Raw genomic sequence first — 16,327 nt, 5'->3', positions numbered from 1 at the left:
TTCTAAATTGTAATTTATCATTCACTTGCCTTATTTTCTAAATTGGAGCAGATGAAAGTGGGGATGTTGAGATGAACATTCCTTGCTGACCCACCAATTAAAGATTAAACAACAATAAGTGTTTAACAGAATAGACTAAAATTAGGACCTTTTCACGTTGATTCATTGTGAAAAGGTCTTTTGCTGTATTATTTTCAAAACGATTTAACATATTTTGCACTCATTTTCTCTGTTATCGATAGTGGATGTGAATTTAATCAAATCTTACCTTTTATTAATTGACCTTTATTTCTGGATACCTAGTAACTTTTATTTCTGCTGATGAAAATAATAGGACAATGTCTAATAGTCTATTATCCAAAATATAAAATGGGTGAGATTAATAGGCCGTGGTCTTTATCTAATAAAGAACTTTTTAATATACATAAGTATTAAAACCGCTTATTTACTACTACGCCTAGTAAGAAGGAGAGGATGAACGTGTTTTTTGAAGGGAAGAAAGTGTTAGTTATCGGAGGGACCGGAACGATTGGCAAAAACATTGTAAAACATATTCTAAAAGAAAATCCCGATACTATTAGAATATTTAGTAGAGATGAATATAAACAACAGCAATGTAAAATTGAATTAGGTGACCATAAAACGATACGTTATATTATTGGAGATATTCGTAATTATGATAGCTTATTCGATGCTATGAATGACATTGATTATGTTATACACACAGCTGCAATGAAGCACGTTGATTCGTGCGAAAATAATCCATTTGAGGCTGTAAGAACTAATATACAAGGAACAAATAATGTCATTCAATCTGCAATAGTAAACCGTGTAAAAAAAGTGATATTTACTAGTTCTGATAAAGCGATCGCACCTACTAATACGTATGGTGCAACGAAACTAATAGCAGAAAGGTTAATCTCCTCAAAGGTATCTAATTATTCAGACGAAAAAACTATTTTTGCAAGCGTTCGGTTTGGAAATGTTATGGGATCGAGGGGGTCTGTCATTCCCTTATTTAACAAGCAGATACTAGAAGATAAGAAGATTTTCATAACTGATATGTCTATGACTCGATTTATGATGTCTGTAAATCAGGCAACAGAATTGACATTAAAGGCTTTGAAAGAAGCAAAGGGTGGTGAGGTTTTTGTTTTAAAAATGCCTGTAATTAAACTAGGAATCTTGGCAGACACTTTAATAGAGGAGGTTTGCAACAAGCATGGTATGAACAAAAAAGAGGTAGAAGTTAAAATTATTGGATTAAGGTCAGGAGAAAAAATGTATGAAGAATTAATGACTGTGGATGAATCTAAAACGGCACTGGAATTACCTGATATGTACATCATTCCCGCTAAAGATAGATCAATAGAACATTATCCAAACATGAAAAAAGCAAGTGCTGGCACTTATAGTTCTAAGGGACAAAAGCCTTTAGACGTGCAGAGTTTACGTTTATTGCTTAAAGAATCCTCTCTAATATAGGTGGAGTTATAGAAGGAGCAGACACATGGATACCTTTATAAAAAATTATTGGTCTTTATATATGGATTTCTTGGAAGACTTCGAAGAAATAGAATATAAAGGGATATCATTACCATATTTATGTCATCTTCCTAGTTTGATTTTAAAAGATGACCAACTGTTAAATGAATTAAAAAGCGATGATTTCTCCAAAAATTTAAAACATCAAATCAGTAATCAGAAAGAGTTTCAAGAAGTATTTAACCATTTTATTAAATTGCACGAGAATCCCTTGCAAACGAATAAAGATGGAAAGGTTGTAATACATTCTGATAAATTATTGCGCATTCCTTACAATTCTATAATGGAATATTTTAATCCATCTAAAACAATTATACTCGGTACCAAATTAGGTAAAGTAAAACAAACACCATATTATTACAAAAATAAAGATAAAATAGATAAATATACTCGGAACAACTTCAGAATGAGAACTGATGAAAAGAAATATCAAAAGTATAGAGCAAAATCATTAAAAGAAAACATATCACAACCCAAAAAATTACGAGCGAAATCTTTACTCGATGTTGTTAACTGGAATATGAATTGGGAGAACCTTAGAAAAAAACGAACAGAGAACAACATTAATACTCAATATATAAAAAGAAAAATGTCAAACTACTATTTAAGCAATTATGAAGTGAATGTAAAAGAATCAATAAATCAAGTTCAAAAAAAAGCTATAGATCTGTTTGATTCTTACAAGGGTCACTTCTTTTACGATAAGAATGAATTTCAAAAATGGTTTTTAAATATGATAGCTACAGTAATTAATTATGTAGAAATGTCTGAGCGTTTTCTAGAAAAGGTTTCTGTTTCCTGTATTATTGTATCTACTACACATAGCTATATAAACAGAATTCTAGCTATTGCTGCTGCAAAACGAGGAATACCTACTATTTGTATGCAACATGGCATCATCTCAAGTGAACTGGGATATCTTCCTAAAATAGCAACAATTGATGCTGTCTATGGGAATTTTGAGCGCGATTGGTATAAGAAGATGGGTGCTCCACGAAATGGTATCGAAATTATAGGACATCCAAGGTTTGACCAAGTGTTTAAGCCTTCTAGAAAATCGAGGGCTAAGTTTCTTAAGAAATTAGGTGTTAATCCTAGGAGAAAAGCAATATTGATTGCTGTTAGAGGGGATGCAGATAATAACAGTTGGCGTCAACTAATAAGAACTATTTCAAATAATTTAAATGTGAATTTTTTAATTAAAAATTATCCGAGCAAACAGCCTCATAGATTAACTAAAGAGTTTTCAAATGTTTATTCAACTGAAAGAATGGATATTTATGATATATTTCCTCACGTTGATCTGGTAGTAGCGTATTCATCTACAGTAGGTTTAGAAGCGATGTTAGCAAATAAAGAAGTGTTCATTTTAAATAAGGGTGTAATCGGAGATACAGATTATTATCAAAGATTAGGGAGTTTATTACAAAAAGAGCCAAGAATCTTAGGAAGGTATATTGTAGAGTATTTTACCAATTCAAAATTTAAAAAACATTCAAAAAAGAATCGTAAAATCTTTCTGCAATATGCGTATCCTGATACTGATAAATCTGGAGATCGATTACAAAAACTAATTCAAAAATTAACAAGCTAGAGAGGAGGTAGAAGAATGAAAACTTATTTGCAAAATTATTGGTCCTTATATCTTGATTTTATTCATGATTTTAAAGATATAAAATATAAAGGGTATTCTTTATCTTATTTCATTCACTTTCCTAGCTTAATAAGAAAAAACGAAAAAATATGGCATGCATTACACGAAAACAAATTTAGTGAACGAGTAAGAAATAAGGTATCAAATCAAAGTGACATACAAGTTGCTTTTAATCAGTATATAACAACTATTAAAAAACAACAGTCTGTTAAGAAAACAACTGGAAATGTTTTAGTAATTAATGACTCATTAATTCGATTTCCAAATGAAACATATAATGACTATTTCGAACCCCAAAAAACGGTTATCCTTATGACGAGTAATAGGGAGAGGAACATAAAGGAGTTAAACATTCCGGTTAGTCATATAGATGATTTCAAAACAAATAAGAAGAAAGCTATTATTCAAATTCAATATCAAGCAAAGTTAATATTGAGGTCATTTGGCTCTCATCATTTATATAAAAATGATACATTTCAAAAAATATTATTATCAAAATTAGCCGCAATTGTTAATCAAATCGAGATAGTTCACAAGATGATTGAAGATATTTCTCCATCCTGTATTATTACATCTAGTCCTAATCATTTTGGTCGTGTCGTTACATTAATAGCAACAGCGAGCGGAATACCTACCATATGTATGCAACATGGAATAATTGGGAATGAGTTTGGATATATTCCCAAAATAGCTACTATCGATGCTGTTTATGGCCAATTTGAGGTAGATTGGTACCAAAGGTTAGGTATTCCAAATAATTCATGTGAAATAATTGGTCATCCTAGATTCGATCAAGCGTTTAAACCTCCTTCTATTTCGAAATCAAATTTTTACAAAAAACTAGGTCTTGATAAGGGTAAAGAGTCTTTATTAATCGTCGTACGAGAAAAACGTAGTATCGGAAAATGGAGGATATTGATAAATACTATAGTGAAAAAAATGAATGTAAATATATTAATTAAGGATTTTACGAATGAAGTTCCTCATGATTTGACTAAGGAATTTGCTTTCGTTCATTCTACGCAAGGATTAGAACTTTATGATATTTTACCAAACATTGATTTTGTAGTTTCCTATACTTCAACGGTTGCTTTAGAAGCTATGTTAGTAAACAAACCTGTATTTATATTGCATAATAAGTTACCGAGTTATACAGGCTATTTTAATAGTTTAGGGGATGCAGTTCAACTTGATCCTGAAATGTTAGCAGAATTAATTATTAAATACTCTAATGATGAGAAATGGAGAAGCATTATGAAAGCAAAACAGGACAAATTCATTGAATATGCTTACCCTGACTTTAGTTTGTCTGGAGAACGACTTAAGAAGTTGATTACAAGAATAACAAACTAGCCATTCTAAATACTATGAAAAAACAACATTATCCTGACTTTAATTTTTGGAGGTGGAGCAAGTGTATCAAGACATTTGGGTGAAAGGACAAATGGTTAAAAAAGGGCAGAGAGAGTGTGAAGATCGTTATAATCATATTAAACATGAGTTACTCAAATACAATTCGAATAAAACATTCACTGTGCTAGATATAGGAGCAAATTCTGGTTATTTCTCATTTAGAATCGCGGAAGATTTTAATGCTGAGGTGACCATGATAGAATCCAACAAAGAAATTAAAAAAATTGAGAAGCAAAATCAAAGAAATAATGTTAAGTTAATTAATCAAAAAGTAACAGTAGAAGAATTGAAGCATATTATTCAAACTGAACAGTTTGATGTTATATTGGCACTCAGTATTTTACATCATTTTGAAGACTACGATGAACTAATTAATATTATTTTTGAAAATTCTGAGCTAATATTTATCGAGGCTTCTGCATTAGAAGAAGCTGAAGGTGGATATAATAGCAGCAGAGTAAAAGGAATTATGAACAATCTAGAATTAAGAAAACCAGAGATTTTAACATATACCAATAATTTAAGAAATCTCGGTGCTCGCCCCTTGATGAAATTCAGCCAATCACCTAATGATAAGGGTTAATTATTTAATGGTGTAAAAGATTTAATCGTTTAGCCTTTTCCCTACCAATGGTTGAAAAGTACGCATCAAATATATTAGTAGCTTCTTCCTTATTAAATGATCCATTCTGAACATTCGGCCAAAGATTAATATCTTCTATATCTATTAATTTTTCCCATTTCGGTTGAATTTTAACTTCTATAGTTTTGAATCCCAAAACACTAATGGCTGCCATCCTGTGTTGTCCACCTGAAATCATAAATCGATAATCATCATATTTTTTTAGGAATTGGCCTCTAATATAACCGTCTCTAAATCTATGTGGTTGGTAGCCTTCGGAAGCAATCTTTTTATATATTTCTATTGTTCGGTCAAATTCATTTTTAGTAAATGTATCAGAATTAGGTCCAAAATGTTGATTGTTCTTAGCCTTCATATTTATAGGAGTGCCCCAGGGTAAAAAAGAGTGTTTGTCCTGTGTTTCTGTATTGCATTTATAGTTTGGAAGTAATATCTCAAACAACGATTTTGGTTGAAACGCACTGTAATACCTATTTAATATAGAATTCTCGTATTTAATGGATGGTTGTTTGATGTATTCCTTTAAGGTTGCACACAAATAATGCCAACCATCTTCAGTGTAAGAAAATCCTTGCCAATCACAACACTTACTAACTTCAACATGGATAATAGAGGAATTGTTTTTCATTATTTTGTTGAAATCTGGGTTACACATAATCCGATCTCCTTCATGTACTTTATTTTTCTAATACTTTTACAAACAAACCTGAAGTCTATATGACTACGATATGATTTTATGGAGATAAATGTTATTCTCTGCTGTTGAACATATGTATTGTGTTTCAAGCGTATTTTACAAGAAAGGATGGTTAATATGAATATTCTCGTTACCGGTGGTGCAGGTTTTATTGGAAGGTGGGTAGTTGAACGAATTCTTAAGGATGGACATAAGGTATGGGTGCTTGATGATTTGTCAAATGGGAGGGAAGAAAATTTAGATGAATTGTTAAGCGATAAAAATTTTAAAGGGTTAATTAAAGGTGATATTAAGGACAATAAACTACTCAAAGATTTATTTGTAAATAAGTTTGACATTTGCTACCACTTGGCAGCAAGTATAAATGTACAGGATAGTATAGATACACCAAGAACTACGTTCAATAATGACGTAATTGGAACGTTTAATATATTAGAACAATGTAGAAAAGAAAAGGTGAAGATTGTTTTTATGAGTACTTGTATGGTCTATGAACGTGCATGGAGTGAAACTGGAATAAGTGAAAGCAATCGGATAAAACCTGCTTCGCCGTATGCTGGAGCAAAATTAGCTGCAGAAAATATGGTGTTATCTTACTATTATGCTTATGATCTCCCCGTGACAATTGTTCGGCCATTTAATACGTATGGACCTTATCAAAAAACAGGTGGAGAAGGAGGAGTAGTTGCTATATTCATTAAAAATAAATTAGAAAATAAGAACTTAAAAATATATGGAGATGGAACACAAACCCGTGACTTATTATATGTTGAGGATTGTGCTAAGTTTGTCGTTGATGCAGGATATTCAGATAAGGCTAATGGTGAAGTTATCAACGCCGGTCTCGGGAAAGATATAAGTATTAATAGCTTAGCAAAACTAATCGTAGAAGATGATTCAAGAATCACGCATGTTGAGCATATTCATCCACAAAGTGAAGTTCCTATGTTGCTTTGTGATTCTACTAAAGCTTACGAATTGCTTAAATGGGAAGCAAAATACAGTCTGGAAGAAGGAATAAAGATGACTGAGCAGTGGATTAAAACTACTAATCTAATATAAAAGGAAGGACATAAATTGAAAATGATTAATGAGAAAATAGCACTTTATGGTGGTGAACCAATACGGAATTCTTATCTACCTTATGGAAAACAATGGATTGATGAGGAAGATATTAAAAGCGTGAAAGCCGCTCTTCAGAGTGACTTTTTAACAACCGGTCCTATTCTATCTAAATTTGAAGAAAAAATCGCTAGATATGTGAAAGTAAAGCATGCAGTTGCATTCTCTAGTGGTACGGCAGCTTTACATGCTGCCTGTTTTGCTGCTGGTATTAAAAAAGGCGATGAAGTAATAACAACCCCTATGACATTTGCCGCTACTTCAAACTGCATTTTATATATGGGCGGTATTCCAGTATTTGCTGATATAAATCCTCAAACATATAATATCTCTTCTAAATCTGTAAAAAGTCTTATAACCAACAAAACAAAAGCGATCATCACGGTTGATTTTACAGGTCAACCTGCTGAATATGAAGAATTAGTCTCTATAGCAGAAGATCATGGAATAATTATCATAGGTGATGCTGCTCATGCGTTAGGTGCTAGCTATAAAGGGAAAAGTGTTGGCTCTATCACTGATATGACTATGTTTAGCTTTCATCCTGTCAAACATATTACAACAGGAGAAGGTGGTATTATTACGACCGATGATGATGAATTTTATCAACAATTAATAGATTTTAGAACACATGGTATCACACGTGATGCTAAAAGGTTAATGAACAAAGGAGAGTCTTGGTATTATGAAATGCATGAGCTGGGTTTTAATTATCGAATGACAGATATCCAAGCAGCACTGGGACTAAGTCAAATTAATAAGTTGCAAAAGTTTATTGAAATTAGAAGAAATTATGCAGACAGATACAACAAAGCTTTCAAGGATATAGATGAAATTATAATACCTTTTCAACATGAAGATAGTAATTCAAGTTGGCATTTATATATTATAAGGTTGAATATTAATATGTTGAAAACAGACCGCGATGAAATATTTAAAGCATTACAAAAAGAAAATATCGGTGTAAACGTTCATTATATTCCTGTTTATTTGCATCCTTATTATCAAGAATTAGGTTATGAGAAAGGGTTATGTCCCCAGGCTGAAAGCGTCTTTCAAGAAATCATTACACTTCCTTTGTTTCCAGCAATGTCAGATAATGACTTGGATGATGTAATAAAAGCGGTAAAAAAGGTGATTGCTTATTATTCCTTTAATTGAGGTGGTAAAAAATGAAAATAGTAGGAATAATTCAGGCTAGAATGGGTTCATCAAGATTACCTGGAAAAGTACTTAAACAAGTACTGGATAAACCTCTTCTAAGCTATCAATTAGAACGAGTATATAAATCTAAATATCTAAATGATGTTTTAGTTGCTACAACTGACAATCCAATAGATAACGACATCGTTTCTTTATGCGAGAAATTAGAAATGCCTTATTTTAGAGGACCTGAGGAAGATGTGTTAAAAAGGCTATATATGGCTGCACGCCATGTCGATGCAGACATCGTTGTTCGGTTAACTGGAGATTGTCCGATTATCGACCCAGTGTTAATTGACAAAGTGATTAAAGTGTACAATTTGGATGAAACTGAGCTTCGTTATGTGTCTAATACAATAAAGAGGACTTATCCAAGGGGGATGGATGTAGAAGTATTTTCTGTAGAAAGCTTACAGGAAGCATATGAAAAAGCAAAATTAAAATCTGACAGAGAGCATGTAACTCGATACATGCGAGAGCATCCAGAGAAATTTTCATTAGTAAACATTTCAGAAAATATAGACTACAGTTATCACCGTTGGACCGTTGATACAGTAGAGGATTTTGAACTTATTAAAAAGATTATTGAAGCATTATATCCTCAAAAAAAGAACTTCACTATGGAAGACACGATCCGGTTGTTAGAGGCGAATCCAAGTTGGCAACGGATAAATTCTCATATTCAACAATATAAAGTGTGAGTATATGAATATCTTTATCAGAACAGACGGTTCTAATCAAATTGGAACTGGTCATGTGATGAGATGCCTAGTGTTAGCAAGTGAACTTTGCAATGTTAATGTGAATGTGAATGTTTCCTTCATTTGTAGGAGTTTAACTGGAAATTTGGTAGATTATATTGAGGATAATGGATTTAAGGTATATAAGTTACCTGATCCATGGCATAAAAATAAGAAAGACAAGGATTGTTCTCATCTTGAGTGGCTAAGACAAAACTGGACAACTGATGCGAAACAAACAATGGAGGTTCTTACAAAAGAACCTAAGGTAGATTGGCTAATCCTTGATCACTATTCATTTGATCAAAACTGGGAAAGTGCAGTTCAAACCTGTGTTGACAAATTAATGGTGATTGATGATTTGGCAAATCGTTTACATGATTGCCACTTACTCTTAGATCAAAACTTATATCGCAATAGGAGAGGTCGTTATGGACATAAGATTTCTGACAGTGTAATTACTTTACTAGGACCGAAATATCTATTATTAAGAAGTGAATTTAAAAATAAAGAATTAAATAGAAAAAGAACTGGATCTGTTGAACGCATCTTAGTTTCTTTCGGTGGGGCGGATCCTACAAATGAGACATTAAAAGTTTTAAGAGCCATAAATCAAATTAATAGAACAGAAATAAGTATTGATGTGGTACTGGGGCACTCTAGTCAACATTATCAAATGGTTAGAGATTATTGTCAAACAATGAAACAAGTAACACTTCATTTTCAAATTGATTATATAGCTAAATTAATGTCGAAGGCGGATTTAGCAATTGGAGCTGGGGGTAGTACAACATGGGAAAGGTGCTATTTATGTTTACCTACAATAACTATTGAAACTGCTGATAATCAATCAGAAATTCTAACTTATTTAGATGAATTAGGTGCAATAAGACATCTAGGAGTAAATCAAATGGTAAGTGAAGAAAAAATAGTAGATACACTGAATAATATCATCAGTTGCCCAATTGTGATTCAAAAGATGTCGGAAAATTGCAAAATAATTATGAAAGAATATGAGCATTACTCAGTAGTGAATCAATTGATGAAGGGTGTATAACGAATGTTAAACATAAATAATTATCAGTTGAAGCCGATCACCAAAAATGATTTAGAGGTTGTTTATCAATGGCGAAACTCGGAGCATATAAAAAAATGGATGTACACTGATCACCATATTAGTTGGGAAGAACATGATCAATGGTACAGAAATATAAGTAATGATCCAAGTCAAAAAGTAATGATATTGTATAACATTGACCACCCTTTAGGAGTGGTCAATGTTTCAAATATAAACATCGAGCACTCTCGATGTTATTGGGGATTTTATATAGGTGATAAGAATACAATTAAAGGGGTCGGTACCATTTTAGGAATTTTGGCGTTAGATGAAATTTTTAATAATATAGGTCTACGTAAAGTTTGCTCGGAAGTAATTGCTACGAATACGCATAGTTATCATTACCATCAAAAACTGGGCTTTATAGAGGAAGGTAGACACATTGATCATGTTTCTAAAAACCAACAATTTCATGATGTAATATCAATGGCTTTATTTTCAAAAACATGGTTAGATATTAAACCAGAATTATTGGAAAAATTGAGAGGAGTATAATAAATGGAAGAAATTAATATAGACGGAAGGAAAATTGGGAAGGCGCATCCTCCGTTTCTCATTGCCGAAATGTCAGGAAACCATAATCAGTCTTTGGATAGAGCTCTTAAAATAGTCGAGGCGGCTTCAAAATCTGGAGCTAATGCTGTAAAGATACAAACGTACACGCCTGATACCATGACTTTGAATGAAACAAAAAAAGAATTTATGATACAGGATTCGAATAGTCACTGGAATAATAAATCATTATATAATTTATACAAAGAAGCATACACTCCTTGGGAATGGCATGAAGCAATTTTTAGCCGTTGTAAGGAATTAGGTATGGTTGCGTTCAGCTCCCCGTTCGATGAAACAGCAGTTGATTTTCTAGAATCATTAGATGTTCCATGCTATAAAATTGCTTCTTTTGAGAATAATGACATTCCGTTAATAAAAAAAATTGTATCTACAGGAAAACCTATTATTATGTCTACAGGAATGGCTACTGTAGCTGAATTATACGAGTCAGTCAATATTGCAAAGGAAGCGGGTTGCAATGAATTAGTATTATTAAAGTGCACAAGCACATATCCTGCAACACCTGCAAACACAAACATTAAGACTATACCACACATGGAGGAGTTGTTTGATGTACAGGTAGGATTGTCCGACCATACTTTGGGTAATGGTGTTGCTGTAGCAAGTGTTGCTCTTGGTGCTACAGTAATTGAAAAGCATTTTACCTTATCAAGAGAGGAAGGCGGTGTGGATTCTAGCTTTTCCATGGAGCCTTCAGAAATGGAGTTATTAGCTATTGAATTAAAGCAATCATGGCAAGCCTTGGGCAAAGTGGTTTATGGTCCAACAAAAAATGAAAAATCTTCCTTGCGATTCAGACGGTCGATTTATGTTTCAAAAGATATAGACGAAGGAGATTATTTTACGAAAGAAAATCTAAGAGTCATAAGACCTGGGTATGGTCTACCTCCAAAGTATTATGAACAAATGATAGGTAAGCAAGTACGAAAAGACCTGAAAGCTGGCACCCCTTTAACTTGGGATAGTTTCTGAGGTAATAATTCACAAATTAATTTTGCTACTCTGACAAAATTTTGAACTAAAATTGTTTCGTGGGCACGTTTCCTTAAAGTTCATAAGAATTTACAGTGTTAACAAGTATCGCATCGAGTAAAAGAGGGGGGATACTGATGCGATCAGAACATAAGAAAGATAATTCCACGTTAAAAAAATCTGAAGCCTCTAATCACATTTCCATTCCAATTACGAAGAGCATGATGGACTTTATGTTGAAGTATAAAACTCCAAAAGGTATAGATGCTTTACATGTCATCTTGCATAACGGTTTCATAGAACTCTCAGGCATAGCTACAAAAAAGTTAGTGAAAATACCGTTTAATATTAAGTTAAAACCTATAAAAACAGAACATCGAAAAATATATTTTGAAATTTTAGAATTAAAACCAGTAAATCTAAAGTGGTTAAATAAGCTAATTTTTCAGAAGCCTCCGATTTTATCGTACAATGACGTGGTGATAATGGATTTAAATGGTATAAAGCGTTTAAGGACTCTTCCTTATGGCACAATCAGTGACCTTGAAGTGAAAGAAAACTTTATCTGGTGCCATGTAGATTTAAAGTGATGTCAAACACCTACATTGACAACTAATTTTCTTACATGGTACATTTATCTTGAATTAAAGATATTTCTTAAACCATTCTTTTTTTATAGTTCAAATATACAAGCAATTTACGGAGGAAAAAATATGAATCAATTAAAGGGCATTCACCATGTCACAGCAATTACAAGTAGTGCAGAGAAAAACTATGATTTTTTTACGTATATTTTAGGGATGCGACTAGTTAAGAAAACCGTCAACCAGGATGACATTCAAACATATCATTTATTTTTTGCAGATGATACTGGTAGTCCTGGTACGGATATGACATTCTTTGATTTTCCAGGTATTCCAAAGGGGGTACACGGAACAAATGAAATATCCAAAACATCTTTTCGTGTGCCAAGCGACAAAGCACTAGATTATTGGGTAAAACGCTTTGATCGTCTTGAAGTAAAACATACTGGCATTAAAGAACAATTTGGCAAAAATACATTGTCTTTTGAAGATTTTGATGAACAGCAGTATCAGCTTATTTCAGATGAAAAAAATGAGGGTGTTGAATCAGGAACACCATGGCAAAAAGGTCCAATCCCCTTAGACTATGCAATAACAGGTTTAGGTCCAATTTTCATCCGGATTCAAAACTTTGATTACTTTAAAGAAATGATGGAAAAAGTACTTCAATTTAAAGAGATTGGTAAAGAGGGTTCTTTTCACTTATTTGAAGTTGGAGAAGGAGGAAATGGTGCACAAGTCATTGTGGAACATAACGTTATGCTACCTCCTGCACAACAAGGTTTTGGCACTGTCCATCACGTTGCTTTTCGAGTGGAAGATCGTGCAGCATTAGATGAATGGGATGAGTGGTACAGAAAATTTGGGTTCCAAACTTCTGGTTATGTTGATCGCTTCTTTTTCAAGTCGTTGTACACACGTGTAGCTCCACAAATCTTGTTTGAGCTTGCAACAGATGGTCCTGGTTTTATGGGAGATGAGCCTTATGAAACATTAGGGGAAAAGCTTTCCTTACCACCATTCTTAGAGCCAAAGCGTGAAGAAATTGAAAACTATGTTCGACCAATTGATACAGTGAGAAGCACGAAGGAATTTAAAAAAGAATAGTTAGCGGCATTAGTACAATGTAGATATAGAACGAAACTACAAAAAGACCAAATTTCTTAAAAAATACTCAAAACAGGGTATTCTATATGAGATTTGGTCTTTTTTTATTTTGCGATTTTGCTAAGCTTCTGTGTTTGATAAAACGATTGTTTTAAAGTGAGATAGTTGTTTATATAGTAATTCTGGAATAAAAGCGTACCTTTTAATTAGAATAATGTGTATATTACGGTTTAAATAGGAGTTGACCAAATGTACACGTTCTTAAAGAAGATAGTTTTTGCTGTATGCTTCCTTTTATTTTGTGCAATACAACCGGAAATCACAGTTATTGCGCAACCGGAAGAATTACCTAACTTAGAGGATGGATCCGAATATAAAGAGCGAATAAAAAATCCTGTATCCAATATTGTATTGCAACAAAGGTACCCTGAGGCGGTTGTATTAAGCGGCTCGCCAACTGATAATACAGTCGCCTTAACATTTGATGATGGGCCAGATCCTCGCTTTACACCACAAATTCTTGATGTATTAAAAGAATATGATGTAAAAGCTACTTTTTTTCTATTGGGATCTAGAGCAGCAGCCTTTCCGGATTTAGTACAGCGAATCCAAGATGAGGGGCATGTCATAAGTAACCATACTTATTGGCATCCGAACTTGGTGGAACAAGCCGATATTGGGGTATTAGAGAATGAAGTTACAAGAACCGAGAATGAATTGGCAGAGCAAATAGGATATAAGACAAAGTTGTTTCGTGCTCCATATGGATTCTTATATGATGAGTTAGTGGAAAAACTCGCAGTTATGAATTACTCGGTAGTGGGATGGTCTGTGGATTCATTAGACTGGCAGGAGTCTCCTCCAGAAGAAATTGCATATAATGTACTAAATAATATACATCCTGGCGCTATTATTTTGATGCATGACGGAGCAGAATGGGAAGGTGATCGAACCAATACCATTAAATCACTACGTCAAATTATACCTGCATTACAAGAACAAGGTTTTGCCTTTGAAACCGTTCCAGAGTTATTAAATATTCCTTATAAAAAATGATTGGTAAAGATGTCGATTTAGTAAGCTCGGCATCTTTTTCATTTTTACTACGCGATAAATCAAAACCTAGCTTAATTCAGAGAATTTAGGAAATATATGTTAAAATAAGAAAAGAACTTGTGAATTACTATTAGCAGGAGTGGTTTTATTGAGCAACGGTAAATCAAAAAAAGTCTTAAGAATCGTAACTAACATCATACTTGTTATAATTTTAATCGGTGCTACACAAATGTTTTTTGATAACAATTATCATAATGATCACTATGGATGGCTATTTATTTTAGCTTTTTGGATGGTTCGATGCCTATACGAATTTATTATTAATATACAAGATGGCAATAAGAAATCGGCAGTATTCGATTTAGCATTATTAATTGTTGCTTCCTACTTTTTTATTAGTGGAATCGATTATTTATAACGCACTAGAAAATCATGAGAAATGTCCATATATAGTATTAAAGCGCAAGAGATTTGATTATTACATATGTCCAAAGCCGTATTAACAGATTAATATGAAACCTATCATCCTGCCATAACGTAGAAATAGGAGAGAATTACTTATATATCGTTAAGTAGGGGAGTGAATTTGTGTCGTTAAAAAAATTCAAACAAATGATCTCAGAGAATATATTATTGAAAATTTTGCTATCCATTATCATACTTGGATTGGCATTTTTATATTGTAAATCATTTTTCTCCTATGGTATTTATTTTGGTCATGATCAAGTATTTTTGAAAAAGAAAGAAACAGTATCTGAGATACAATATATTGGGGATAACTGGCGTGGAAATTATCAGATTACGATTAAAGGTGAGAAAAATGACCGAGCTAGTGCAGATGTAACGTATGAACTTCCCAATAATATTAAGAGAGACTTTAAAATTAAACTCAAAGATGCTAATAACTGGGAAAAGGGAATTGAGAATATTGAGAATGAAAATGGAAAGATAGTATTGTCCGAAAATGGTCAAATCGTTGATGAACCAATCGTGGATATTGGTTTTGAAGAATATGGAGAATCCCCATATACGGACGATTACCAAGTGCCATTGAGAAGTATCGAAGACTTAGTTATTGGTGCTGAGGATAGAATACGCGGAGAAGTAACACTGGTGATTATAGCTTTTTTCATTTTTATATACACAGCAATTGACTACAAGTTTCCTTTACTTTTCTTTAAACTTAGTAATTTTCTCGAAGTAAGAGACCCGGAACCACATGACTTTTACCTATTCATGCAAAGACTTTCATGGTATATGTTTCCCATAATTGGATTGATTATATTAGTCCTGGCACTATACTGGGCTATAATAATGTAGTTTAATAACATAATGGCCGTGGAAGGGGGGCAGAATTTTCTGAGCTTTTTGTACTTCTTCCATCATCTTTCTTAAAAAAACATACCCTTTCTTAAGAATTAAAAAGCCAACGGATCGTTATTATCAAAGGCGATTGTTGGCTTTAGGTCATTGTATTATTAGTCCAGTTCTAACTCTCCACCTTTAAATTCCATAGAATTATCAATTTGATCGATTGGAAAAATAAATGTCCATGGCATACTAGTGTGAGGAGGAATTTCTAAGGCTGGTATTGAAAAAATATGATTAGCGATGGTTGCTTCGTTACTTATATAACTAAGCTTTGTTTTAGTAAAAGACAGGACCTGCTTACTTGTGTTATGTATAATAACAGTAACCAGTAAGTCTCCTTTATGATTTTTCGCCTCTCGCAATGGAGTGAAGTAAGGAAACTCAGAAGTAGATAATAATTCTGAAAAGATATTTTCTATGTGTATTCGATCTTTTTCCGCTATTTGTTTTTGCCATGACTTTTCAAATAAGAGTTTCTGCAATATATTTCACCTCTTTATTAGTGGTTTAGTTTAAATAATGCTTTT

Annotated in this window: 17 protein-coding genes; 15 read left to right on the top strand and 2 right to left on the bottom strand. The window is 32.9% G+C overall.

Annotated features, from left to right (window positions below; genetic code table 11):
* The first annotated feature begins 480 nt into the window (after positions 1 to 480).
* The 4 genes from NYQ66_RS11060 to NYQ66_RS11045 all read left to right on the top strand — a co-directional run bounded on the left by NYQ66_RS11060 (position 481) and on the right by NYQ66_RS11045 (position 5,195).
* Positions 481 to 1,485 carry an SDR family NAD(P)-dependent oxidoreductase gene (locus tag NYQ66_RS11060; protein WP_259869452.1) on the top strand — a complete coding sequence of 335 codons (1,005 nt, stop codon included), beginning with the start codon at positions 481 to 483 and terminating at the stop codon, positions 1,483 to 1,485.
* Positions 1,486 to 1,510: 25 nt separating this feature from the next.
* Positions 1,511 to 3,139, top strand: coding sequence for a glycosyltransferase family protein (locus NYQ66_RS11055; protein WP_259869451.1), 1,629 nt, complete (start codon positions 1,511 to 1,513; stop codon positions 3,137 to 3,139).
* Between the two features lie 15 nt (positions 3,140 to 3,154).
* Positions 3,155 to 4,552, top strand: coding sequence for a hypothetical protein (locus NYQ66_RS11050; protein WP_259869449.1), 1,398 nt, complete (start codon positions 3,155 to 3,157; stop codon positions 4,550 to 4,552).
* A gap of 61 nt (positions 4,553 to 4,613) precedes the next feature.
* Entirely contained in the window at positions 4,614 to 5,195 is a 582-nt protein-coding gene (locus tag NYQ66_RS11045) for a class I SAM-dependent methyltransferase (RefSeq protein WP_259869448.1), read from the top strand.
* Between the two features lie 4 nt (positions 5,196 to 5,199).
* Here the strand turns inward: NYQ66_RS11045 and NYQ66_RS11040 are convergent, their stop codons facing one another.
* Positions 5,200 to 5,910, bottom strand: coding sequence for a hypothetical protein (locus NYQ66_RS11040; RefSeq protein ID WP_259869447.1), 711 nt, complete (start codon positions 5,908 to 5,910; stop codon positions 5,200 to 5,202).
* Between the two features lie 159 nt (positions 5,911 to 6,069).
* Here NYQ66_RS11040 and NYQ66_RS11035 point away from each other — a divergent pair, with 159 nt between their 5' ends.
* The 11 genes from NYQ66_RS11035 to NYQ66_RS10985 all read left to right on the top strand — a co-directional run bounded on the left by NYQ66_RS11035 (position 6,070) and on the right by NYQ66_RS10985 (position 15,749).
* The gene (locus NYQ66_RS11035; protein WP_259869446.1) at positions 6,070 to 7,014 is read left to right on the top strand and encodes a dTDP-glucose 4,6-dehydratase; all 945 of its coding nucleotides are present in this window, start codon (positions 6,070 to 6,072) and stop codon (positions 7,012 to 7,014) included.
* Positions 7,015 to 7,035: 21 nt separating this feature from the next.
* On the top strand, positions 7,036 to 8,235 hold the full coding sequence (gene pseC / locus NYQ66_RS11030) for a UDP-4-amino-4,6-dideoxy-N-acetyl-beta-L-altrosamine transaminase (protein ID WP_259869620.1): 1,200 nt from the start codon (positions 7,036 to 7,038) through the stop codon (positions 8,233 to 8,235).
* 11 nt (positions 8,236 to 8,246) lie between these two features.
* Complete coding sequence (locus tag NYQ66_RS11025; protein WP_259869445.1) at positions 8,247 to 8,978, top strand: glycosyltransferase family protein; 732 nt, start codon at positions 8,247 to 8,249, stop codon at positions 8,976 to 8,978.
* Positions 8,979 to 8,982: 4 nt separating this feature from the next.
* Positions 8,983 to 10,074, top strand: coding sequence for a UDP-2,4-diacetamido-2,4,6-trideoxy-beta-L-altropyranose hydrolase (gene pseG, locus NYQ66_RS11020; RefSeq protein WP_259869444.1), 1,092 nt, complete (start codon positions 8,983 to 8,985; stop codon positions 10,072 to 10,074).
* A 3-nt stretch (positions 10,075 to 10,077) separates the two neighbouring features.
* A complete protein-coding gene (gene pseH, locus NYQ66_RS11015; protein ID WP_259869443.1) occupies positions 10,078 to 10,629 on the top strand; it encodes a UDP-4-amino-4,6-dideoxy-N-acetyl-beta-L-altrosamine N-acetyltransferase in 552 nt (183 codons plus the stop codon).
* 3 nt (positions 10,630 to 10,632) lie between these two features.
* Complete coding sequence (pseI, locus tag NYQ66_RS11010) at positions 10,633 to 11,682, top strand: pseudaminic acid synthase (RefSeq protein ID WP_259869442.1); 1,050 nt, start codon at positions 10,633 to 10,635, stop codon at positions 11,680 to 11,682.
* Between the two features lie 137 nt (positions 11,683 to 11,819).
* Positions 11,820 to 12,272, top strand: coding sequence for a hypothetical protein (locus NYQ66_RS11005; protein WP_259869441.1), 453 nt, complete (start codon positions 11,820 to 11,822; stop codon positions 12,270 to 12,272).
* Positions 12,273 to 12,395: 123 nt separating this feature from the next.
* Complete coding sequence (locus NYQ66_RS11000) at positions 12,396 to 13,373, top strand: ring-cleaving dioxygenase (protein WP_259869440.1); 978 nt, start codon at positions 12,396 to 12,398, stop codon at positions 13,371 to 13,373.
* A gap of 249 nt (positions 13,374 to 13,622) precedes the next feature.
* Complete coding sequence (locus NYQ66_RS10995; RefSeq protein WP_259869439.1) at positions 13,623 to 14,429, top strand: polysaccharide deacetylase family protein; 807 nt, start codon at positions 13,623 to 13,625, stop codon at positions 14,427 to 14,429.
* A 148-nt stretch (positions 14,430 to 14,577) separates the two neighbouring features.
* A complete protein-coding gene (locus tag NYQ66_RS10990; protein WP_259869438.1) occupies positions 14,578 to 14,847 on the top strand; it encodes a hypothetical protein in 270 nt (89 codons plus the stop codon).
* 170 nt (positions 14,848 to 15,017) lie between these two features.
* Positions 15,018 to 15,749, top strand: coding sequence for a hypothetical protein (locus tag NYQ66_RS10985; protein ID WP_259869437.1), 732 nt, complete (start codon positions 15,018 to 15,020; stop codon positions 15,747 to 15,749).
* Between the two features lie 158 nt (positions 15,750 to 15,907).
* Here the strand turns inward: NYQ66_RS10985 and NYQ66_RS10980 are convergent, their stop codons facing one another.
* The gene (locus NYQ66_RS10980; RefSeq protein ID WP_259869436.1) at positions 15,908 to 16,282 is read right to left on the bottom strand and encodes an SLAP domain-containing protein; all 375 of its coding nucleotides are present in this window, start codon (positions 16,280 to 16,282) and stop codon (positions 15,908 to 15,910) included.
* Positions 16,283 to 16,327: the final 45 nt, after the last annotated feature.

Source organism: Aquibacillus koreensis, from assembly GCF_025154055.1.
Classification (GTDB): Bacteria; Bacillota; Bacilli; order Bacillales; family Amphibacillaceae; genus Aquibacillus_C; species Aquibacillus_C koreensis.
The sequence above is the reverse complement of the archived record's forward strand: the minus strand, read 5'-3'. Positions and strand labels throughout refer to the sequence as shown.